The sequence below is a fragment of the Gillisia mitskevichiae genome, assembly GCF_003634585.1.
Lineage (GTDB): Bacteria > Bacteroidota > Bacteroidia > Flavobacteriales > Flavobacteriaceae > Gillisia > Gillisia mitskevichiae.
This window is the reverse complement of the sequence record NZ_RBLG01000008.1, coordinates 1-22,420: the sequence shown is the minus strand read 5'-3', so window position 1 is coordinate 22,420 and position 22,420 is coordinate 1. Positions and strand designations below refer to the sequence as shown.

Below are 22,420 nucleotides of genomic sequence, written 5' to 3'. Positions count from 1 at the left end.
TAAACAAGACCGTTGTGTGCAATTAAAAAACAACAAAATTGAGAAATAGATTAATGATTATTTTGACCTTAGTATTTCTTAATTCTTGTCAATTGAATTGGCATGGAGATATAGATTTAGGCTCTGACTTTTACTATATGGTAGAACCAGCTTTTAACAGCATAGTCATTCCTGTAAATTCAGACGAACCTTATAAGTCCAGTATTTACATAATAAAGGACATTGAAAGTGTTGGATTTAATAAAAACTATATTCTTGCGACTTCAAAAAGTGGAGACGAAATAAAGTATTGGCGGATTGACAAAAAAGCGGAATCAAAAGAGTTGGGCTACAAAGACGACTCAATAATGGAATTGTCAAATGTTTCGGAAATTCAACCAGTGGAATTTGATAAAATTAAAACGGACGAAAACATCAAGCTGAAAACCAAAACGGAATATAGAAAAGACCTGAATTATGAATAAAAAACTGCACACAACATCGGTTAAGCGCAAATAGCGGGCATTCTGGTGAAAAGTGCTATTTTAGATACCTATTAAAAAACAACTAAGCCGACAAGGACGCGTCCCTACTCCACGCTACTTGCCTTAACCAAGACCGTTGTGTACAATTTTTCATTATAATATGAGTATAATACAATTAAAAAGAATTGAAAGAATATTAGAAAAACAGGTAGTTGAACATATTGACCCTGAAGAGATTCGTTCTGAAAAAAAGAATATTCAAGAAGAAGAACTTCAGAACATAATATTATCTCGATCTTATTTGCTTTATGCCCTTAAAAATTTAACTGGGGAACCATACAGTAATTTAAAAAAGTCGATTACAGATGGATTTCAAGATAATGGCCTAGATGCAGTTTATTATTCACATAGTAAAAATCAGTTATTTATTTGCCAATCTAAGTGGATAAAAAACGGAAATGGAGGAGTTGATAAAGGCGAAATTTTAAAATTTGTAAATGGGATTACTGATCTTTTGCATTTAAACTATGCTGACTTTAACGATAAATTAAAACAACACTCAGAACTAATCGAAGAAGCTATTTATGGGCCAAACATAAAAATTAGAATAATACTAGCTTATTCAGGAAATAAAATATCAGACGAAAACAAATCATTAATTACTGATAAGGTCGATGAGTTTAATGACACAGATGAAGATATATTTTTTGAAGAATATAACCTTAAAAATGCATATTCAGACCTAAAAGATGCTGTTGATGGAGAACCAATTAATGCAGAATTAGATTTATTACATTGGGGTTATAGTAGTGAACCTTTCAAAGCCTACTATGGTACCGTGAATTGTGGTCATATTGCAGAATTACTAGATTCCGCCAGTAGTCGAATTTATTCCAAAAACATCAGATCCTTTGTTGGTTTATCTACTATAAATAATGAGATTATAAACACATTGGTCAAAAATCCTGAGAATTTTTTCTATTTAAATAATGGAATTGTTCTATTGTGTAAAGAAATAAAAAAATCAAAATACAATAGTGGTAAAAGAGAAAGCGGGAAATTTCACTTAACTGATTTAACTGTAGTAAATGGAGCTCAAACAGTAGGAGCAATAAATTATGCTTTTAATAAACAACCAGAAAAGGTAAATCTCGCACAAGTTTTCATTAAAATTATTTCATTAGAAGATACACCTGAACATTTTGATAAGCAAATAACTATTGCCAGTAATACTCAAAATAAAATAGAAAAAAGGGATTTTGTAAGTTTAGATAAACAACAGAAAAGGTTAATCCATGATTTTTATTTAAACGGCTTGAAATATCACACTAAACGTGATGATAAAGAATTAATCAAAAATGATGAAAACTTCTATTTCGAAGAAGCCACAATTTCATTAGCTTGCTTTCAAGATGATATTGACTTTTCAACATATGCAAAAAGAGAAATAGGTAAATTATGAGATGATAAGGCCTACAATCAATTGTTCAATGATCGTTTAAATGTCTCGGTATTAGTTAACGTTATCAATATTTTTAGGGAAATTGAGAAAAATGTAAAAAAATTAGATTCAAAAGAACGCCTTATAAATTCGCATGGAATTTATTTACTTGCTCATCTATTGTTCCTAAATATTTCCAAATCAAAAATATATAATCCACAATTTGATAGTATTGGTTATATAAATAATGAATTTAGTGAAGATTTCAACCGATATACTAAACGTCTTGTGAATGCATATGATGAAATAAGTCCAAATAATAAATTCCCTTATCTATTTTCAAAAACTTTAAATACTGTAGACAAATGAAAGAAGGAATAATTAATATAGAAGGATTCCCACAAATTGGACAAACACTTAATTTATTTCAAGATCCCGTTTAAAAACTGTACACAACATCGGTTAAGCGCAAATAGCTGGCTTTTGAACAAAAAGTGATATTTTAGTCATCAATAAACAAACAACAAAGCCGACAAGAACTCGTCCCTACTCCACGCTACTTGCCTTAACCAAGACCGTTGGGCATAATGCTTATCGTGATCCGATTTAATATGAACATTTAACTTTTTAAAAAATCAATTCTAATTATGGCATTCGAAAGCATAACTGATGAGAGGATTGCTGAGCTCTTAGAATGCTCAAAACGAGTAACAAATCCTCAGGCAAGAAATAGAAACTTGCAAGGTAGGGAACAAGTAAATTTCACTGTAGTATCCACAGATGGTTTGGATCATAAATTTGAAATTTATAAAAGACAAAACTTAAGACCTGGTATGGAAGATGATTTTTCATGTGGTCTTTCTTGGGTAGCTTCCAATGGTGAAACTTTAACACTAAAGAGATATAATGGTTCAAGTCACTCACATCCAAATCATTTGGAAAAAACTCGTTTAAACTTTGCTTGTCATATTCACATAGCTACAGAAAAGTATATTTTAGCTAATAGAAAACCTGAAGGTTATGCTGAAGAAACAGAGAGATATAGTACATTAGATGGTGCATTGCACTGTTTAATGATGGACTGTAATATTATTGGATTGGAAACTAAATCAGATATAACCAATCAGACGAAATTATTTAATTAATGAATCTAGATAAGAAAATATTAAAAGAAAGATTGTGCTCCTTAATGTGCGCTGATGTGAATATCATTGAAAAGAGCGAAAGCTTGCTTATGATTGATACTCCTTTCTATTTTTCCGATGGTGATCCATATCAAATTTATATCAAAGAAATGCCTGCCGGTATAATCAGACTTACCGATATGGGACATACATTAATGCATTTAAGCTATGAAAATGACATTGATAAATTTCGAGATGGAACACGAGGAAAATTATTTGATCAAATAATTTCTGAATTTGAGTTAAAGGAAAATAATGGAGAATTCTTTATAGATGATGAGTTAAATAATTTGAGCAAAAATATTTTTCGATTAGGTCAAGCATTAACTAAAATTAGTGATTTAACATTTTTAAATCGTGCAAGAGCAGAATCAACATTTTATGAAGATTTGACAGAACAACTTTATAGAATTATTGGATCGGATAAAATTGTAAAAGATTATAATTTTCCACTTATCAATAATTCACAAGATTATCCGATAGATTATTTTATAGAAGGAAAACATGCGCCATTATTTCTTTTTGGCATCCCAAACAGAGACAAAGCTAGATTAACGACAATAACTCTAGAAAGGTTACTTAGAGTAAAAGCAGATTTTGATAGCATTTTGATATTCTCTGATCAATCTACTATACCAAAACAAGATTTAGCAAGATTATCGAATGCTGGAGGAGAAATGATTGCTTCTCTTGATGCTGAGGATGATATTTCTAGAAAAATTTTGAGAAAGGTCGGATAAAAGCACTAAGCCCAACATCGTTTAACAGCAAATGTCGGGCATTGTGATGAAAAGTGTTATTTTAGAGACCAAGTAAAAAACAACTAAGCCGACAAGTTTGCGTCCCTAATCCACGCCACTTGCGTTAAACAAGACCGTTGTGCTTCATGCCAAGAAAAGTAACGGTACAAGGAATAACTTCCACTTCTATCATTGTAATTATCTTTTCAATAAAACTCAAAATCCAAGTTTCTAATTTTTTTAAAAAGGGAGAAAACTGATAATTATCATTGATAAAAAGGATTTAAATTGATAGTTTTAAATTCGTATTAACTAATACATTATCAGTTAATTAGATTCCTTTTTAGTCATGAAATACAATACTATTATAATAGGAGGTGGACTGGCAGGATTAACCGCGGGAGCGACACTCTCAAAGTTTGGTAAGAAAGTTCTTTTATTAGAGCAGCACCACAAGCCTGGCGGCTGTGCAACCACCTTCAAGAGAGGAGATTTCATTGTAGAAGTTGGTTTACATGAAATGAGTGGACTAACTGAAAATGGTTCAGTTACGCAAATTTTTAAAATGCTAGATGTAGATCAACACGTTCAATTTAAAAAAGTGCCTGAATTTTACGGAGTCCTTTCTGACACTGAAGATTTTGTGCTCCCACATGGATATGAATCTGCTACAAAAGCACTAATAGATAAATATCCAGAAGATGAAAAAGGTATCAAACGTTTTTTTAAGTTGATTGCAGGAACAAGAAAAGAAGCAACCAACCAACCGCGTTCACCTTTAAAACGAAAATTAATTTATCCATTGATGCCGTTACTTTATCCCAATTTAGTAGAGGCAACTAAACACACCGTTGGTTCTTGGTTAGATAAATACATTACAAATGAAAATGCAAAATTAGATCTCATAGCACACCTTGTTTATTGGGGAGATGATCCTTATACACTATCAATGTTCTACTTTGCTATACCATTTTCTGGCTTTATTGAGAATGGCGGCCACTTTATAAAAGGTGGGTCACAACAGCTTTCTAATTATCTTTCTTCCTACATAAAAAAGAAAGGCGGAAGTGTGTTATTAGGTAAAAGAGCTGAAAAAATCATTCTGAATAATGAAAAAGCAACTGGAGTTACATTCCGTGATAGTTTTAATGAACATTCAAAACCTATGACTATTTTATGTGACAATGTCATAGCCAATTGTGCCATTCCTGTGGTACCGTCTATGTTGGATGAGCCTTATAGTTCTGAACTTCAACAAAAAATCAGTTCAAAAACTAATTCATGTTCACTATTATGTATGTATCTCGGTTTTAATACAGATATCGAAAAGTTTGGTGTAAAATACTACTCAAATGTTTTCGAAGGACATAATGTAACTGCATTAAAGGATATCAAAACTAACCACCACGGTGATTGGTCTAATCGCAGATTCATTTTTGTGGACTATAACAAGGTAGATGCTGGACTCGCACCACCTAATAAATCTGAAGGTGTAATTTGTGCTGTAGATTATATCGAAGATTGGGAAAATTTAAATAAGGAAGACTACGATGTAAAAAAAGAAGAAGTAGCACAAGTTTTATTGCAGAGATTAGAAAAGCAGTATCCGGGAATTCGAAATAGTATTGAATACTACGAGGTAGCTACCTCCAAGACCATTGAGCGTTATACCTCGAACCCAAGTGGTTCGGTTTATGGTTACGCCCAAACTAAAGACCAAATAGCAAATAAGCGATTTAGAAACAATTTCTTGATACCTAACTTATACTTTGCATCAGCGTGGGCTTTCCCAGGTGGCGGTTTTGAAGGCGCAATCCAAGGAGGTTTCTTGGCTGCCTTGCAAATGAAAAAGGATAAAATTTGGTCAGAATGTGATGATGAAAAGTATGTTGATGATAGGGTGGTTCAACTCATTGAACGTAAAAAAATAGATGATAAAACGCTTGAATTATCCTTTGCCAAACCAGCCAATTTTGAAAATCTAAACGGTGAGCATGCTATTTTGGAACTTATAAACCCGAAAGAATCAACGCTAGATTTACCTTATCGCTGGCTATCGATAGATTCTAATAAGGAGACCAAAAACTTAAGATTTCAAATTAAAACGGATAAGACTAGCTTCTCAAAAAGTTGTGAACTCATTGACATTGGTGATGAGGCTATTGTTTATGGTCCTATAGGTTAGTTAAAAAAAGCACGAAAGCACAACACCGTGTATAATTAATTGCTTTGGTCGTTGCTTATTTGGAAAATTCCTTCGGAATTTTCTCGCGTTCGTTTTTGTTTACTAAATTAGTTGCTTAAACACGCAACTAACCATACACAAGACCGTTGTAGCCAATTTACGAAAATCGAATAAAGAACAAAATCTGATTTTAAAAAAACAACATTAATTTATGGGTATTGAAGTTCCGATTATAATATTATTAATTTCTCTTCCAGTTTATTTTTTAATTCGTGAAATTTTAAAAAAATTAAAACTTGGGACTGAAAAAAACAGATGGTTAATCACATTTGTAATAACTCTCTTTGTAAGCCCAATAATGTATGTTTTATCAATCATGATATGGATGTATTCAATTTCATATTATCCCAGACAAGATTTTGATAACCAACAATGGATTACGGAAAAAGATGAAAGATTTAAAATGTCAGAAGATATTATTGAGAGTAAGCTTTTGATAGGAAAATCAAAAGTTGAAATTGTAGAATTATTAGGTGATGATTTCTATTCATATGATAATAACCACATTTCATATGATCTTGGGCATCCACCCGGTCTTGTGAATATTGATCCAGATGTTCTCGACATTTATTTCGAAAATGGGAAAGTAATTAAAGTTGACCAACACGAAACCTAAGAACTAAAAACTGGCTACAACATCGGTTACCAGCAAATAGCAGGCTTTTAAGTTAAAAATGATGTTTTAGACACCAAGTAACAAACAACTAAACCGACAAGAACGCGCCCCTACTCCACGCTACTTGCCTTAACCAAGACCGTTGTAAAAACATTTTTAATGATGAAATCAGTCAGATTGATAATTCTTGTATTAATTAATTTTGTATTCTCACTACAGATATTTTCACAAAACAAAATTGAGCTAGGAACATATTTATCAGAGGATAAATTAACTGTTATAAATATTCTACCGAAAAATGAAGTTTCTTATTCGCGATATAACGATATATCTCCTTTTTCGGAAAATTCCACATTTTATCCAAAAAACCAATTTTGCGGAACTAGGCTATATGAAATCTTAGAAAGTGGTTTTGGTAAATACAATTTGAAAAACAATAATTTAAGTATTGAATTTGATCAGAACGTGAAATTTCTTGATAGCGTTAATATTCAAACTTCAGTAAAAACCTCAAAAAATGAGCAAATAGAATTTAAATTTAGAATTCATAGCTATCCAGAAAGTGAAGATGAAAATTTAATTAATGGTGTTCAGATAAATTCATCTGATAATCAAGTTCAATTAAACTCAGGTTTAGAAAATGAAATCACACTAAACTTAGTTAAAGGAAATGATGATGAAACTTATATAATTGATGATTCTTATGAATTAACATTGAATACAGACAAAAGCCTAATTGTTGATTTATATTTCAATTTGTATAAAAAAATCATTACAGGAAAGTTAAAAAGTAAAGACATTGAAATGAGCACTTAAAAAAAAATAAAGTAGTAAAAAACGTTTTACAACATCGGTTAAGCGCAAATAGCGGGCATTCTGGTGAAAAGTGCTATTTTAGACACCAAGTAAAAAACAACTAAGCCGACAAGAAGCCGTCCCTACTCCACGCTACTTGCCTTAACCAAGACCGTTGTAAACAAGGGCTCCAAAAGATTCCAAAAAGAACATGATTAAATTTAGCATGAGAAAATTAATTTTCAGCAAAATTTTCATGACTTTGAAATTTAAAAGCTTTCTAAAATCTGGCATTATTCAACATAAATTGAAAAGCATAATATATTAGATTGAATTTTTTAAAATTATTATTATAATAATCATTAAGTATTATGTTATTTAATTAAGATTTTTTTATATAAAATTTCACTCTATCAAATTAAAAATGATAATTTCGTCCTGATTAATGTGCCCTTTCAGCTTTCAGAAATACTATTCACAAAAAAAATAATAACCTCAATACTTATATATAATGATTTTTAATAGAATATATTTTTTGGCAATAATACTTTCCATATTAACATTTAGTTGTAGCAAAGATGAAAAGGCACAAGTACATGAAAACTTTGAATTAGCAACATTTGAAAAGTCTCTAGTTAAGGATATTACTTTTAATTCCGCAATTATTAGTAGTAAAATTTTAAATAATGGAAATACCCCAATAATACAAAAAGGAGTATGCTGGAGTACAAATTCTAATCCTAATGTAACAAATTACAAAACAGAAGAAGGGAATGGAATGGAGAGTTTTACAAGTAATTTAGAAAATCTAGATTCGAATACTACATATTTTGTTCGTCCCTATGCAAAAAATAATATTGGGATCAGTTATGGAACTGAAATAGTCATCAAAACTTTAGAAGAAACCAATTCAAGTTATGGGATTATATTAAAAACAACTGATGGTGGAGAAAATTGGAATAGTATACGGGTTAACGACATAAGTAACTTACACTCTACGTATTTTGTAAATGAGTCAATAGGATATGCAGTAGGTGGTCTAGGTAAAATTATCAAAACGATCGATGGAGGAGATAATTGGTCAATACAGAATACAGGTTTATATATTTTATTTGATGTGTTTTTCGCTGATGAAAACACAGGATATGCGGTAGGAAATCATAGTACCATCTTAAAAACAGATGATGGAGGAAATAACTGGATACTTCAAGAATCAGGAATTAACGAAGAACTTAATTCTGTTTATTTCTTGGACAAAAACATTGGTTTTATTTCAGGACAAAATGGAATAATCCTCAAAACTCTTAACGGAGGTGAAGAATGGGAATTAGATAATGACCCTTATAGAAAGTCATCAAACTCTATCAAATTTACCGATACAAATACCGGATTTTCTGCTGGATTTCGGGGGATCTATAATACAAATGATGGAGGTTCCACTTGGAACCAACAACTAGTAAGTGCATTTCGATTAAATGAATTATGTACTAATTCAGATGGTTCAATGTATGCCGTGGGCTACGGGGGGTTCATATATAAAGCCGCAAATGCAGAATCTGATTGGCAGGTGAATACTAGAAATTTAAATTATGAATTGACAACTATTTTCTTTACGAATGAAACAACGGGTTTCGTAGCTGGCTCTGATGGAGACATTTTTAAAACAACTGATAGTGGTGAAAATTGGACGGAACAAGAATCTGGGACTAATTATTATATTCAGTCAATTTATTTTACTAACGATACTAATGGAATAGCGGTTGGACATATGAAATAAATCTATATATCATAATATTATTTTGTACCAAATACCTAATAACCTTAATTCTACCAAAAGCGAGTATTCCTGTGAAAAATATCAGAATTAAATATCCATAGATTTAGATTTTTAATCATAATCTAAGAGTCAAAAAACACCATCATTCAGACCAACATATAAAAGTTCACGATTTGCTAGTCGCCCCAATTTACAATATCGGTTAAGCGCAAATAGCGGGCATTCTTGTGAAAAGTATTATTTTAGAGACCAAGTAAAAAACAACTAAGCCGACAAGATTGCGTCCCTACTCCGCGCTACTTGCCTTAACCAAGACCGTTGTAGCCAATTAGCGAAAATCGAATAAAGAACAAAATCTGATTTTTAATAAACAACATTAATTTATGGGTATCGAAGTTCCGATTATAATATTATTAATTTCTCTTCCAGTTTATTTTTTAATTCGTGAATTTTTAAAAAAATTAAAACTTGGAACTGAGAAAAATAGATGGTTAATCACATTTGTAATAACTCTCTTTATAAGCCCAATAATGTATGTTTTATCAATCATGATATGGATGTATTCAATTTCATATTATCCCAGTCAAGATTTTGACAAACAACAATGGATTACGGAAAAAGATGAAAGATTTAAAATGTCAGAAGATATTATAGAGAGTAAGCTTTTGTTAGGAAAATCAAAAGTTGAAATTGTAGAATTATTAGGTGATGATTTCTATTCATATGATAATAACCACATTTCATATGATCTTGGGCATCTTCCAGGTCTTGTGAATATTGATCCAGATGTTCTCGATATTTATTTCGATAATGGAAAAGTAATTAAAGTTGACCAACACGAAAACTAAGAACTGAAAACTGGCTACAACATCGGTTAAGCGCAAATAGCGGGCATTCTGATGAAAAGTGCTATTTTAGACACCAAGTAACAAACAACTAAGCCGAAAATAACGCGTCCCTACTCCACGCTACTTGCCTTAACCAAGACCGTTGTGCTTCATTATTTAAACAGCCTAATTACATAAAAGTCATATCTTTAGAGAAACCAAACTCTTCTCATGATTAAATTCTTTAGAAAAATTAGGCGAAATTTACTCTCTGAAAATAAATTCAGCAAGTATCTGATTTACGCAATTGGAGAGATAATTCTTGTCGTTATTGGAATTTTAATTGCTCTCTCAATAAACAATTGGAACCAAGAACAGCAACAAAAAAAAGTGTTAAAAAATATTTATGCAACCATAAAAGCAGATTTACAGCAAGACATAAAAAACATTGATAAAATTGTTAATTCTTCGCAACCTATGGAAAAAGAGTATTTGGCAATTATTAACAAAACAAGAAAAAAAGAAGATTTTAAAAATTGTAAAAATTGCATATATGTAAATTTCGGATTCCCTGAAATTAAATTAAGAAAAAACGGTAGTGAACTACTACAAAACTACAACCAACAAAACAACACCTCTAGTGATTCTTTATCAATCAAATTAAATAGTTTGTATTTAGATTTAACGAATGAAATTTCTGTTGATTTACAGGAATTAGCCACAAATACAAATTCCTTTTTAGAAAATTTAAAATATACACAACCTTGGTTTGCTGATGTTAACTTTAGGGGTTCTCCCAATTATACTGATGCTTTCATAGAATATGCCTTAACCGATTTTGGCTATAGAAACACAACTAAAGTACTTTATGAAATGTATTACAAAGGGTATATCCCAGATTTAAAATCATATAAAACCAACAGTCTAGAAATCATCGATTTAATAGATGAAAAGTTAGAAGATGAATAAAATAGTTCAAAAATAACGAAAGCACAACATCGGTTACGGGCAAATAGCAGGCGGTCCGGTGAAAAGCGCTATTTTAGACACCAAGTAAAAACCAACAAAGCCGACAAGAAGCCGTCCCTACTCCACGCCACTTGCGTTAACCAAGACCGTTGTAACCAATATTTTAACGAAATTTCCGAACTATAAAATTATAGTTCATTTTTTGAAAAAAAATTAAGAGTCTATTTTCTTAATTTTTGAAAAATTACGAATTGGACGATTAAAATCAATTCTTACATCATTAGGATTATCAGATTTATAATATAAAATAAATATTTTCCCAATACATTCCCTTGATTCATAGCAGTTAGTAAACCAAATAGAAGTATTCACTGTCTTTTGATAAAATTGATTATCAATCTGATATTCAAATGTAATTATATGATCTAGACCGGCTCCAGCACCTTTAATTTGATAATCTATAATGGTAGCCTCGGTTTCCTCCGAATTTTGACTAAATTCATTATTCTTAACCTTTTCAGTTTTTGAACTTATGAAATAAGCTAGAATAACAAATAATACTAATCCAAAAAGTTTATATTTTTTATTATTGAGAAATTCCAAATTATATTAATAAAATTAATTTTAATAAATATATCAATAATCTCCTAGATGATTACTGGGTAAAATTTTGATTTTCCATTATCAAATTTTCTAATTAGATTTAAATGCTTAATAACAAAAAAGAAAACCTATTTCTAATTCCACTTATAGCACTTGTCTTAATTTATTCAATTTATCAAACTATTAAGAATGACAAAGATGAACATCAATTGAGATTAGAAAATAATTATGTAATCGGAGAAATAACTAACCATGAAATTTTTGGTATATCAGAGTCTTATTATATCTATTATAAATATAATGTGAACGGAATTGAATACTCAAAATTTGTGAATAATGGTTTTGTATATACTGACTGTGAAAGAACACGAAAATGTATTGGTCTAAAACATGTTGTTTATTTTGATCCTAATAATCCAGAAAATGCATTTATGGATTTTGAATTAACAGATTTAGATATGAAAAAAAGAAACTTAATAAAAGAAAAAATGAAAGCCCGAATTAACAATCTTAAAAAGGAATAAAAATACTGGTTACAACATCGGTTACCAGCAAATAGCGGGCAATTTGGTGAAAAGTGCTATTTTAGACACCAAGCAAAAATCAACAAAGCCGACAAGAAAGCGTCCCTACTCCACGCTACTTGCGTTAACCAAGACCGTTGTGATGCTATTGTTTACAAAAATTCTAATTTCATTTTATGATAAATAGCCTAATTGAAAGAACAAATACCAATGAATTTTACAATGACTGTAATTTTTATCTTGAATCAAAAAAGCTAATAACCTCCGAAAATAGATTAGAAGTTGTTTATTCAATTAATCAAAACAGTTATGATATTCCTATCGAATATGAAGAATGGAAAATAACTTGTGACGGATATGTAAAAAGCGAAAACCTTGATAATAGATTTTTTATGCCATATGTAAAAATGGCAATTTTAAATAACCATCCATCACTTTGGAATTTTACAGAAAAAAAAATTGAATGTTATATAACTGGTATTCCTGCTGATATTAGAGAATTTTATGGGAATCTATTGATAGAACTTGAAAAGGCTTCCGGCAATTGGATTAAACTAACTGATCTTTTTTGGAATTTTGAGGATTATTTCAAAAATGAAAAGAAGAAATACAAAGAAATTCCAGAGCCCTTATTAAATGTAATAAAAAAAGTATGTGAAGATTACGATCTGAGATTTGAGATTAAGAAAGAAATTGCGATGCAAGAAAGAGCAATTAATAAGAAAGATCTGGGATTGCTAATTTTTGGAAATGAAATTGTAAGTCCTCATACTTTTTATTTAAAACAACCGTACATCATTGCTAATTCATTTGAGGCGATTCGTGTGAGGTAACAAAACAACAGCACACAACAGCGGTTCATCTCAAATTACGGGTGATCGAGGAAAAATTGTAATTTTAGAAACCAGGAAAGAAAATGGTTAAACCGACAAGTCCGCGTCCCTACTCCCGCAACTTGCGATAACCGCAGCCGTTGGCTGTAATCCAAAAAAAAAGATTATTAGAAAAGAACAAATAATCAATTTAACTCTAAAAACATCATCTTATGAAATTCATAAAAATTTTATTTATTGTTTTGACAGGTATCCTTTTGCATTCTTGTAGTGCAGAAGACGAACTACCTACAAGTGGTGAAAATTCTTTTTTTGCCCGTTTGAATGGGAAAAAATATATTCCAAAAAATTTCACTCATTTTCCTTCTGGTACTCAATACGGTTTAAATGCATATAAAAGAGATGGTGCTTGGATTATTAATGTCGACAATCGATCCGATAAAAATATTTACATTTTAATAGAAAGCGTTGAGCAACCAGGAAATTATTTAATACAAAATGTAGATCTAGAATATCCGAACCAAATCCCTAGAGAAAGACCTACATCTGTAATCATTGGAGATTGGAATTCCATATTCTACGTTACGAAAGAAGAAGAGAATAATGAATATATAAAAATAACTGATGTGCAGGATAGTTTGTTAATCGGAGAATTTCAGAAGATAACTCTCACAGATCCTGAGAATCCTAGTAATAAAGTTCATATTACAGACGGAAGATTTAATATAAATCTAACCACACTCAATAAGCCCTAATCTAATTGATCTACTTAAAATTAAATCAGGAAGTTTAAACACAATTAACGTACAAATGATGATACTGAAGAATGAAGATAAACTTGGATGAAAGGACTACAGCCAACATCGTTTAACAGCAAATAGCGGGTGTTTCAGGAAAAAGTAATATTTTAGACACCAAATAACAAACAACAAAGCCGACAAGTTCGCGTCCCTACTCCACGCCACTTGCGTTAAACAAGACCGTTGTAGCTAATTTTTTTAAGAATGAAAATACTTATCATTTTATCCTTTCTGTTTTTCAGTATAAATATTTTTGGGCAAAATGTTCAAATAGACACTTTGAAAATTATTTTGAGTGAGAGAATTAACGATCTAAATTCCACTCAAATGAATTATCCTTTAATTAGAACAGGCGATAAAAAGATTGATTCATTAATTAATTATGATTTGAAAAATAAAGTGACGCTTAATGAAATGCCTACCGCCAGTATTGATTCCACATTAAATGAATGGGCTTCATATGGTGTAGTTTCATTTGACTTTGATGTAAATTATAATAAGAATGGAATTCTATCATTGGAAATTAACGGAGAAGGTTGCGGAGCATATTGCGAAACCTGGAGTAATTACTACAATTACTCTACTATAAATGGTAAAGCTTTAAAGCTTTCAGATATCCTTGAACTTGAATATCTGAAAGAGGATATATACTCCCGAAAATCAGAACAATATGAAAAAAATAGAAAAGAATTAAAACAACAGCTTGAAGTTGATGAAGGTCTAGATTTAAGAACTTATAATTTCATCTTAGAAAGATATAACGAATGCGATAGCTCTTTTCAAATTGATGAATTTGCACTCTTCAATGATCGTATTGAAATAATTGAAAATTGTTATATGATTCACGCTTTAAGGGCAGCAATGCCGTTTATAAATATTGAATATAAATTATCCGATATTAAGGAATATTTGATAATAAAAAACTAGCAACAACATCGGTTAAGCGCAAATAGCGAGCATTTTAGTGAAAAGTGCTATTTTAGATACCAAGTAAAGAACAACTAAGCCGACAAGAACGTGTCCCTACTTCACGCTACTTGCCTTAACCAAAACCGTTGGCAACAAGCATATCTGAACTCAAAAAAGAATATTTAAGGATTAAAATAGAATTCGTAAATTTGATGAAAAGCCGAAAAATGGAATTAGAAGCTAGAAAAATTGAATTTATACAAGAATTTTTAAAGCTACAAAGTGAGGAAGCTATTTCTCGACTTGAAAAAGTTTTAAAAAAGGAAAAGAAAATGACAAGAATATTAGAACCAATGACTTTAGGTCAATTCAACAAGAGAATCGACAAATCTTTGAAAGATTCTCGTGAAGGAAAATTGACAAAAGCAACGGATTTACTATCTGAAATTGAAAAATGGAAATAGAAATATTCTGGACAGACTTCGCCAAAAAAGAATTACAAAAAAATTTCAATTACTTAAAAGAAAACGCCAGTTTGAGGGTTGCAAAGAATGAAACCCGTAAAATTGTACAAGAAACCAACCGACTTAGAAAGCAACCAGAAATTGGTCGAATAGAAGATTTATTAGTTGATAGAAATCAAGGGTTTCGATATTTAGTTCATCAATCTTACAAGATAATCTATTGGATGAATGAAAATGCAAATCAAATTGAAATAGTTGATATTTTTGATACACATCAAAATCCAATAAAGATTAATCGTTCGGAATAAAAGAGCCAGTTGCCAACATCGTTTAACAGCAAATAGCGGGCATTGTGGTGAAAAGTTTAATTTTAGAGACCAATTAACAAACAACAAAGCCGACAAAAACGTGTCCCTACTCCACGCCACTTACGTTAAACAAGACCGTTGGCAAATAGTTTTATAGAAAACCGTTGATTAACTTTGGAACAATTATAAATATTTAATTGAGCACATTTTATGATTATCAGATATAAAAAAAAACGCACAAGATCCTTGTTAATTATGATTGTTCTCTGGTTTGTATTATTAATTGCTAATCTCTTCTTTAATGAATTCAATACATGGTCTCAGAGCATTGGAATAATATTACCTCTGTTATTTATTACCACTTACGCATATCAATACTTAAATCAATATCTGACAATTGAAAATGAAATGATATATCTTAATTCTCCCTTTTCTAAGAAAATGGAATTAAAAGAAATAAAAATTATAAAGAAATTTGCTGGTGAATATATTCTTAAATCTGATGAAAAAGAACTCAGAATAGATACAGCATTAATTGACCAGGAATCTCTGGCTTGTCTTAATGAGAAATTGAAAAGTCTAAATTAATATTTTTAGTAATAAAACCATTAGCCAACATCGGTTAAGCGCAAATAGCGGGTATTCCGGTGAAAAGTGATATTTTAGACATCAAGTAAAAAACAACTAAGCCGACAAGTTAGCAACCCTACTCCCACTACTTGCCTTAACCAAGACCGTTACCCATTATTTTTCAGAAAAAATTTCATTAAATAAGTTCGTTTTTTGAGAACTTTATATATCTTTGCATTAGAATTTATTAGATGAAAAGAATAATTGCGAAAAGAACATTGAGGGAATTCTGGGAAAAACATGCAGATTCAGAACAGTATTTAAAAACTTGGTATGAGACAGCTAAATCCTCGAATTGGAATTCTCCAAATGATGTTAAGATGACATATATAAATGCAAGTGTTTTAAAAGACAGTCGAGTTGTTTTTAATATTAAAGGAAACTCATATCGACTAATTGTAAAGTTTAATTATTTGAGACAATGGGCATTTATTCGATTTGTGGGAACACACGCAGAATATGATAAAATAGATGCTGACACAATTTAAAAATTAGGATTATGAATATTAAGCCAATCAAAACAGAAAAAGACTACGATAAAGCTCTTGAGAGACTTGAAATGATATTTGATGCACCTGCCAACACAAAAGAGGGTGATGAAGCAGAGATTCTTTCAATGTTAATTGACAACTTTGAAAATGAACATTATCCTATTGATGCTCCTGATCCTATAGAAGCTATAAAGATTAGAATGGAGGAAATGAACTTAAAACAGAAAGATCTAGTTGGTGTAATTGGTGGAAAAAGTAGAGTCTCAGAAATATTAAACAAAAAGAAAAGATTGACTGTAGATATGATAAGAGAACTCGAAAGGATTTTACATATCTCAGCTTCAGTTCTAGTGAATAATTACAATATCACTAAGTAAAAAACAATGGGTAACATCGGTTAAGCGCAAATAGCGGGCTTAGTCGAAAAAGTGTATTTTAGATACCTAGTAAAAAACAACAAAGCCGACAAGAACGCGTCCCTACTCCACGCTACTTGCCTTAACCAAGACCGTTAGCTACCATATAAATCCAACATTTATGAAATTCATTTATTTTATTAACCTTGATGATTTTCTAGTCACTTTAAATTTTGGAAAAACAGGTATGATTTCTTCTCCTTCTATAGCTAATTTGTTCACTTACAAAAGTTTACATCCTATATATAATTTAGATATTGATGAATTAATGAAAAACCCTCATTCTTATAGCGGTTTTTCTTCTCCAAGAATGTCAAATATTGCCATAACATCAATGTCAAAAAATGGATTTAGACTTCAATACGGCATAAAGAATCCTAAACCTATTTCTGAAGCACAAATAATAAAAAGTGAGTTAATCGCAAATATCGAAATCGAATTTGAAAAAATAAGACGTGAAATTTCCCCGAATTCTCCAAGTAGATTAATTGCTATATATTTAGCGGAAGATAGTTACGAAGGAAGAACAATGCTTAAGAATATGTTCAACAAGAAAAATAATTTCAAAATTGCTCCTGTAAAAATAACTTGTAATTTATTATTCCATAAAGCTGACTCAAAATGGATTACTGAATATGAAAAAACAGGAAACAAAATTGCAATTAAAAAATATTGGCAAGGAATCCCATTTGATAAAAACCCTGAATTTGAATATTTACTTGAAGGTACAATTGAACTTAAAAATGAAATTGATAAATCAGAACTAAAAAACAAATACGGTAGCTAACATCGGTTAAGCGCAAATAGCGGGTATTCCAATGAAAAGTAATATTTTAGAGACCAAGTAAAAAACAACTAAGCCGACAAGAACGTGTCCCTACTCCACGCTACTTGCCTTAACCAAGACCGTTGTAATTTATTACAGTAGAACATATAAGCGAAATTATCTGTTCAAATTTCAAATAAAGGAACGAGTGGAAAAGTATAAATATTTAATAGGTTCTATAATAATAGTAATCTTGATGATTTTAATTTTGATACCTAGAAAACCTGAAAGACTTTATATCATATATGACAAAAATGATAATAATTCTAAATCTGTCCCATTTGAAATAAATACGAATAAAGGCTCATATTATATTTGCGATCAATCGAAATTTATTTATTTAAAAAAGGATTTAAATAAGGAATCAGAAACTCTGAATTTAAGTGAAATTGATGATTTTAAAATTATTCCAAAAAATGAGTTACTTATAAAATTTGAGAATGAGATGGTCAACCGAGAAAAAAATGAATTGGACTTATTGAATAGACAAAAAGTCTTTGAATTTAATTTGATAATCTTAGATAGCACTTCTAATAATTTTAAAATAATACCGGTTAACCGAATAATGGTTTTAAGTACTAATAATATAGATAAGCTATAAAAAGTATGAAATATACATTTCAACTAAACAACTCAACAAATTACAACATCGGTTAAGCGCAAATAGCGGGCATTCCGTTAAAATGTGATATTTTAGAGACCAAGTAAAAACCAACAAAGCTGACAAGAAGCCGTCCCTACTCCACGCTACTTGCCTTAACCAAGACCGTTGCCCACAATTTAAACTATGATCCGAAAAACAATATTACTTCTGACTTTAACAATGGGAATATTCAGCAACATATTTGGACAAAAGAAATCAGTAAATAAATATCAACCAGATTGGACATTTTATTTTTCTAATGTTGACAATAATTTAAGTTCTATTTCAACAGACTTAAATTTAAATTCTATTGCTCCAATTGAAAATCAAGAAAATGTCATTTACGTTTCAATAAAAATGCTCAATCCTAAGGAAAATGGACTTTCTGATAATGAGGAAGCCGAGAAATTGTGGAAAATAGAAGATGATATCATTGATAATTTAAAGGCTGAAAAACTTAATTACACATATGTCGGAAGATTAACTTCAAATGGATTAAGAGATTTATATTTCTATTCCGATAATGGTAATTTTGAAAAAGCTGTTGTTGATGTAATGAGAAATTATCCCGAATATAAATTTGCTTTTGGAATAGATGAAGATAAAACTTGGAATGGATATTTTAACTTCCTTTACCCGAATCCCTCACAATTGCAAATTATTCAAAACAGAAGAGTTGTTGAACAACTAGAAAAAAAAGGCGATAATTTAACCAAAGAAAGAGAAGTCGTTCATTGGGTATATTTTAATAATAAAGAAGATTTAGAAAAGTTTGAAAAATTCGCTATATCAAATAATTATAAAATTAACCTTAAGAAAAAAGCGGAACCATCTATAAATTATAAATATGTGATTTCAATTTCAAGAATTGATAAAATTGGATACAATGAAATTGATGAACACACACTAAAATTATTTGAAAAAGCAAGAATGTTAAATGGTGATTATGATGGCTGGGAGACTTCTGAAGAACAATAAACTGTGGGCAACATCGGTTAAGCGCAAATAGCGGGCATTCTGGTGAAAAGTATTATTTTAGACACCAAGTAAAAAACAACTAAGCCGACAAGAACGCGTACCTACTCCACGCTACTTGCCTTAACCAAGACCGTTGCAAAGTATTACTCAGAATGAAAAACTCAAAAAAAAAACAATTCCTAAATTAAAAAACCAATCTCACGCAACTGTTGCGTTGACTTTTTCAAGAATTTAGTGAAAAATATAAACTACACAAATCTGAGGTTTATGTGAAAAGTTTACAAAGGTTAAAATTAGAAAAATTGAATAATACTAAAATCAGTGCGCGGATTCTTACTCGAACCTGAAAAATGTAAAAACAGATGCATTCCACTTTTTATTCTGACTTTTACTCAAGCATGAAAACTCTGACTTTCAATCAGACGTGAAAAATGACAAAATAATAAGAACCAAAAAAGAATTCAAACTGACTCTTACTCAGACGTGAAAAATTTATTTGAGATTTAGAAAAGATTAAAATGACATAAAAACGATGACAACAAAACAACATATTTTGAAGATCGTAACACTATGCAACATCGGTTAAGCGCAAATAGCGGGCTTAGTCGAAAAAGTGTATTTTAGATCCTTAGAAAAAAACAACAAAGCCGACAAGAACGTGTCCCTACTCCACGCTACTTGCCTTAACCAAGACCGTTGTAAACAATAGCTCAAGAAACTCCTGAGTTTATCAATTTTTATTGCTGAAATAATCTTCAATTTCTTCAACTAGATTTTCACCCTCGATACTTCTGGCAATCAAAACTCCATTGGAATCGAATAAAAAATTATTTGGAGTAGAAAAAATTCCATATGCTTGTTTAACTTCTCCATTCTCACCTTTTAAACTACTTAGATTTATCCAGGAAAGAGAATCATTTATTATGGCATTTTTCCACTGTGACTTATCCTTATCAATTGAAACCCCAACTATTTCAAATCCTTTCTTAGAAAATAATCGATGTGCCTCTTTAAGGTAAAGATTATCCATCCTGCTGTATCCACACCCACTTGCCCAAAATTGCAATAAAGTTAGTTCGCCAGTTAATTTAGAAAATTGTTGATTAACTCTTGAGGTATCTTTTAAAATGAAATCTACATATTTAGTTCCAAGAGTAGGTTGTTTAGAATTAATTACTTTGCCGATTCGTTCTTTAAATATGCTGTTCTTCATTTCTGGCGACAAACCATCATAAAGTAATTTAGATTTCTCTCTACCCCACCGATCAGCGTTAAAGGCAATGACTTTTGCTGCAATGATTGAATTTGAATGCTCCTTTACAAACGTTAATTTTAAGAGATTCGACTCATCGGACTGCTTGGAAAACCAGTCAATATTGTCATATTCATTCGCTACTTTTTGCGAATTAGATCCGAAAATTTTACCATCACTAAAATTTGAATCTGATGCATCGAAAATCATCGGACTATTTTCAACCCATACTTCAGTAAAGTCTTGTTCACCTAAAGTATGCATCATTACCCAATTAGGATATTTTTCAAATTTAGTTTCAAATTGAAATTTATTATCTAATACAATTGCAGAATCAATAGATTTACCATTAAATAAGTTGTGAAAGAAAACTAAGGTGGAATCTGGAATGTTGGAAGTTGTACCAGTAAGAGAAAAAGATTTAGTTTGATTTTGTTCGCATGAAACTGAAAGAATTATAACGATGAGTGCAATAAATTTGGAGTAATTCATTTAAATTTATTTTTAGAAATATAATGAATTTTTATGTTTCGCTACAGTTTACAACATCGGTTAAGCGCAAATAGCGGGCTTAGTCGAAAAAGAGCTATTTTAGACACCAAGTAACAAACAACTAAGCTGACAAGAAAGTGTCCCTACTCCACGCACCATGCCTTAACCAAGACCGTTGTACCACATTTGAGTTTAGTACTAAAAAAGAGATTTATGAGTAAAATGACAAAAGAAGAAGCTGAAAATGAACTTTACCAACTTTGGTCAAATAGGGAAATCCCAAGTAACTTTACTTATGAGCATTCTGAATTTGATAGAGCTGTAGAACAAATGATGAAAAATGGAAAACTAGAATACTCTGATTTTTTCTAAACCATTAATTGAATTAATTAAGATTATCAAATTTCAACCCATTGAGAAAAATAAAATCTAAATTCCAAATTATAGAAATTGGAAAATTTCGATTCTACTCAGGAATTTTAATTGGATTTGGTTATGGTTTTATAATTAATATTCTTCTGCGACTTTTAACTAAAACCAAAGATATAACGTATGCTATTGTTGATGGAAATTGGACAAAATTTTTAAATTCAGAACTCACTTTTTACAATTCCTTTTTAATCGGACTAATAGCAGCATCGATTGGATTTTGTTTTACAACCTATATTTGGATGAGTAATATTAAAGTGAAAAATAGAAAGGAAAAATTAAAAACTCAATATGCGCAAATAAACGCAATTTTCACTTTTGGAATAATCTTCTTAGTATTGCTCCGATTTTATCAAATTTACTTTCAATTTAATTTTGATGGATTTAGCTTAAACCTAGAAGAGGAATATGGAATATTTCTATATTTTTTACCTATTTATATGTTTATGAATAACTGGAATAATATATCTAGAATATATATAGTAAAACAACCTTTATTAATTTCAACTATGATTCTAATTCTATTTGGACTAGTCTTAAGCTGATAAAAAACGTGGTACAACATCGGTTAAGCGCAAATAGCGGGCAATTAGGTGAAAAGTGCTAATTTAGACACCAAGTAACAAACAACAAATCCGACAAGAACGCGTCCCTACTCCACGCTACTTGCCTTAACCAAGACCGTTGGCAACAAGCTAAAAAAAATTATGAAATTGAGAAGAACAAAAAGATTACAAAATTTATTAGCTATATCAATCCTCTCT

At 30.6% G+C, this 22,420-nt stretch carries 26 protein-coding genes; 24 read left to right on the top strand and 2 right to left on the bottom strand.

Translation table 11 applies throughout. From position 1 onward, the window contains the following. Nucleotides 1–53 precede the first annotated feature (53 nt). From BC962_RS15840 to BC962_RS16530, 10 genes are all read left to right on the top strand, one after another. Nucleotides 54–464 carry a hypothetical protein gene (locus BC962_RS15840; RefSeq protein WP_147405668.1) on the top strand — a complete coding sequence of 137 codons (411 nt, stop codon included), beginning with the start codon at nucleotides 54–56 and terminating at the stop codon, nucleotides 462–464. 160 nt (nucleotides 465–624) lie between these two features. Then, nucleotides 625–1,926, top strand: a complete 1,302-nt coding sequence (locus BC962_RS15835; protein ID WP_121347020.1) for an AIPR family protein — start codon at nucleotides 625–627, stop codon at nucleotides 1,924–1,926. Between the two features lie 626 nt (nucleotides 1,927–2,552). After that, nucleotides 2,553–3,050: a hypothetical protein gene (locus tag BC962_RS15825; RefSeq protein ID WP_121347018.1), complete on the top strand. Its 498-nt coding sequence runs from the start codon at nucleotides 2,553–2,555 to the stop codon at nucleotides 3,048–3,050. Next, nucleotides 3,050–3,829 (top strand): DUF1828 domain-containing protein, encoded by a 780-nt coding sequence (locus BC962_RS15820; protein ID WP_121347016.1) that lies wholly within the window; start codon nucleotides 3,050–3,052, stop codon nucleotides 3,827–3,829. The genes BC962_RS15825 and BC962_RS15820 overlap by 1 nt, the downstream gene beginning before the upstream one ends. Nucleotides 3,830–4,178: 349 nt before the next feature. Then, entirely contained in the window at nucleotides 4,179–6,014 is a 1,836-nt protein-coding gene (locus tag BC962_RS15815) for a phytoene desaturase family protein (protein WP_121347014.1), read from the top strand. 211 nt (nucleotides 6,015–6,225) lie between these two features. Next, nucleotides 6,226–6,690, top strand: coding sequence for a hypothetical protein (locus BC962_RS15810; protein ID WP_121347012.1), 465 nt, complete (start codon nucleotides 6,226–6,228; stop codon nucleotides 6,688–6,690). Between the two features lie 159 nt (nucleotides 6,691–6,849). Then, nucleotides 6,850–7,506 carry a hypothetical protein gene (locus BC962_RS15805; protein ID WP_147405667.1) on the top strand — a complete coding sequence of 219 codons (657 nt, stop codon included), beginning with the start codon at nucleotides 6,850–6,852 and terminating at the stop codon, nucleotides 7,504–7,506. A gap of 514 nt (nucleotides 7,507–8,020) precedes the next feature. Beyond that, entirely contained in the window at nucleotides 8,021–9,262 is a 1,242-nt protein-coding gene (locus BC962_RS15800) for a WD40/YVTN/BNR-like repeat-containing protein (protein ID WP_183075530.1), read from the top strand. Between the two features lie 383 nt (nucleotides 9,263–9,645). Beyond that, the gene (locus tag BC962_RS15795; RefSeq protein ID WP_121347007.1) at nucleotides 9,646–10,110 is read left to right on the top strand and encodes a hypothetical protein; all 465 of its coding nucleotides are present in this window, start codon (nucleotides 9,646–9,648) and stop codon (nucleotides 10,108–10,110) included. A gap of 210 nt (nucleotides 10,111–10,320) precedes the next feature. Continuing rightward, a complete protein-coding gene (locus tag BC962_RS16530) occupies nucleotides 10,321–11,058 on the top strand; it encodes a DUF6090 family protein (RefSeq protein WP_121347005.1) in 738 nt (245 codons plus the stop codon). Between the two features lie 213 nt (nucleotides 11,059–11,271). Here the strand turns inward: BC962_RS16530 and BC962_RS15785 are convergent, their stop codons facing one another. Next, on the bottom strand, nucleotides 11,272–11,661 hold the full coding sequence (locus tag BC962_RS15785; RefSeq protein WP_121347003.1) for a hypothetical protein: 390 nt from the start codon (nucleotides 11,659–11,661) through the stop codon (nucleotides 11,272–11,274). A gap of 104 nt (nucleotides 11,662–11,765) precedes the next feature. Here BC962_RS15785 and BC962_RS15780 point away from each other — a divergent pair, with 104 nt between their 5' ends. The 12 genes from BC962_RS15780 (at nucleotide 11,766) to BC962_RS15725 (ending at nucleotide 19,483) form a co-directional block, all read left to right on the top strand. Further along, on the top strand, nucleotides 11,766–12,185 hold the full coding sequence (locus BC962_RS15780; protein ID WP_121347001.1) for a DUF3592 domain-containing protein: 420 nt from the start codon (nucleotides 11,766–11,768) through the stop codon (nucleotides 12,183–12,185). Between the two features lie 176 nt (nucleotides 12,186–12,361). After that, the gene (locus BC962_RS15775) at nucleotides 12,362–13,018 is read left to right on the top strand and encodes a hypothetical protein (protein ID WP_121346999.1); all 657 of its coding nucleotides are present in this window, start codon (nucleotides 12,362–12,364) and stop codon (nucleotides 13,016–13,018) included. A 212-nt stretch (nucleotides 13,019–13,230) separates the two neighbouring features. Then, entirely contained in the window at nucleotides 13,231–13,773 is a 543-nt protein-coding gene (locus BC962_RS15770) for a hypothetical protein (protein ID WP_121346997.1), read from the top strand. Between the two features lie 249 nt (nucleotides 13,774–14,022). Beyond that, nucleotides 14,023–14,745: a hypothetical protein gene (locus BC962_RS15765; protein ID WP_121346996.1), complete on the top strand. Its 723-nt coding sequence runs from the start codon at nucleotides 14,023–14,025 to the stop codon at nucleotides 14,743–14,745. 209 nt (nucleotides 14,746–14,954) lie between these two features. Beyond that, nucleotides 14,955–15,191, top strand: a complete 237-nt coding sequence (locus BC962_RS15760) for a hypothetical protein (protein WP_121347044.1) — start codon at nucleotides 14,955–14,957, stop codon at nucleotides 15,189–15,191. Beyond that, entirely contained in the window at nucleotides 15,182–15,499 is a 318-nt protein-coding gene (locus BC962_RS15755) for a type II toxin-antitoxin system RelE/ParE family toxin (protein ID WP_121346995.1), read from the top strand. The genes BC962_RS15760 and BC962_RS15755 overlap by 10 nt, the downstream gene beginning before the upstream one ends. Nucleotides 15,500–15,754: 255 nt before the next feature. Beyond that, nucleotides 15,755–16,087, top strand: coding sequence for a hypothetical protein (locus BC962_RS15750; RefSeq protein ID WP_147405666.1), 333 nt, complete (start codon nucleotides 15,755–15,757; stop codon nucleotides 16,085–16,087). Between the two features lie 233 nt (nucleotides 16,088–16,320). Then, complete coding sequence (locus tag BC962_RS15745; RefSeq protein WP_121346993.1) at nucleotides 16,321–16,617, top strand: type II toxin-antitoxin system HigB family toxin; 297 nt, start codon at nucleotides 16,321–16,323, stop codon at nucleotides 16,615–16,617. Nucleotides 16,618–16,628: 11 nt separating this feature from the next. After that, entirely contained in the window at nucleotides 16,629–16,997 is a 369-nt protein-coding gene (locus tag BC962_RS15740) for a helix-turn-helix domain-containing protein (protein WP_121346992.1), read from the top strand. A 160-nt stretch (nucleotides 16,998–17,157) separates the two neighbouring features. After that, nucleotides 17,158–17,823 (top strand): DUF2441 domain-containing protein, encoded by a 666-nt coding sequence (locus tag BC962_RS15735; protein WP_121346991.1) that lies wholly within the window; start codon nucleotides 17,158–17,160, stop codon nucleotides 17,821–17,823. Between the two features lie 187 nt (nucleotides 17,824–18,010). Continuing rightward, entirely contained in the window at nucleotides 18,011–18,463 is a 453-nt protein-coding gene (locus BC962_RS15730; protein WP_147405665.1) for a hypothetical protein, read from the top strand. A 222-nt stretch (nucleotides 18,464–18,685) separates the two neighbouring features. Beyond that, entirely contained in the window at nucleotides 18,686–19,483 is a 798-nt protein-coding gene (locus tag BC962_RS15725) for a DUF695 domain-containing protein (RefSeq protein ID WP_183075529.1), read from the top strand. Nucleotides 19,484–20,213: 730 nt separating this feature from the next. Here the strand turns inward: BC962_RS15725 and BC962_RS15720 are convergent. Beyond that, nucleotides 20,214–21,227 (bottom strand): TlpA disulfide reductase family protein, encoded by a 1,014-nt coding sequence (locus BC962_RS15720; RefSeq protein WP_121346988.1) that lies wholly within the window; start codon nucleotides 21,225–21,227, stop codon nucleotides 20,214–20,216. Nucleotides 21,228–21,440: 213 nt separating this feature from the next. Between BC962_RS15720 and BC962_RS16405 the strand changes: the two genes are divergently transcribed. After that, nucleotides 21,441–21,599, top strand: coding sequence for a hypothetical protein (locus tag BC962_RS16405; protein ID WP_183075528.1), 159 nt, complete (start codon nucleotides 21,441–21,443; stop codon nucleotides 21,597–21,599). A gap of 41 nt (nucleotides 21,600–21,640) precedes the next feature. Then, nucleotides 21,641–22,201, top strand: coding sequence for a hypothetical protein (locus BC962_RS15715; RefSeq protein ID WP_121346987.1), 561 nt, complete (start codon nucleotides 21,641–21,643; stop codon nucleotides 22,199–22,201). Nucleotides 22,202–22,420 lie beyond the last annotated feature (219 nt).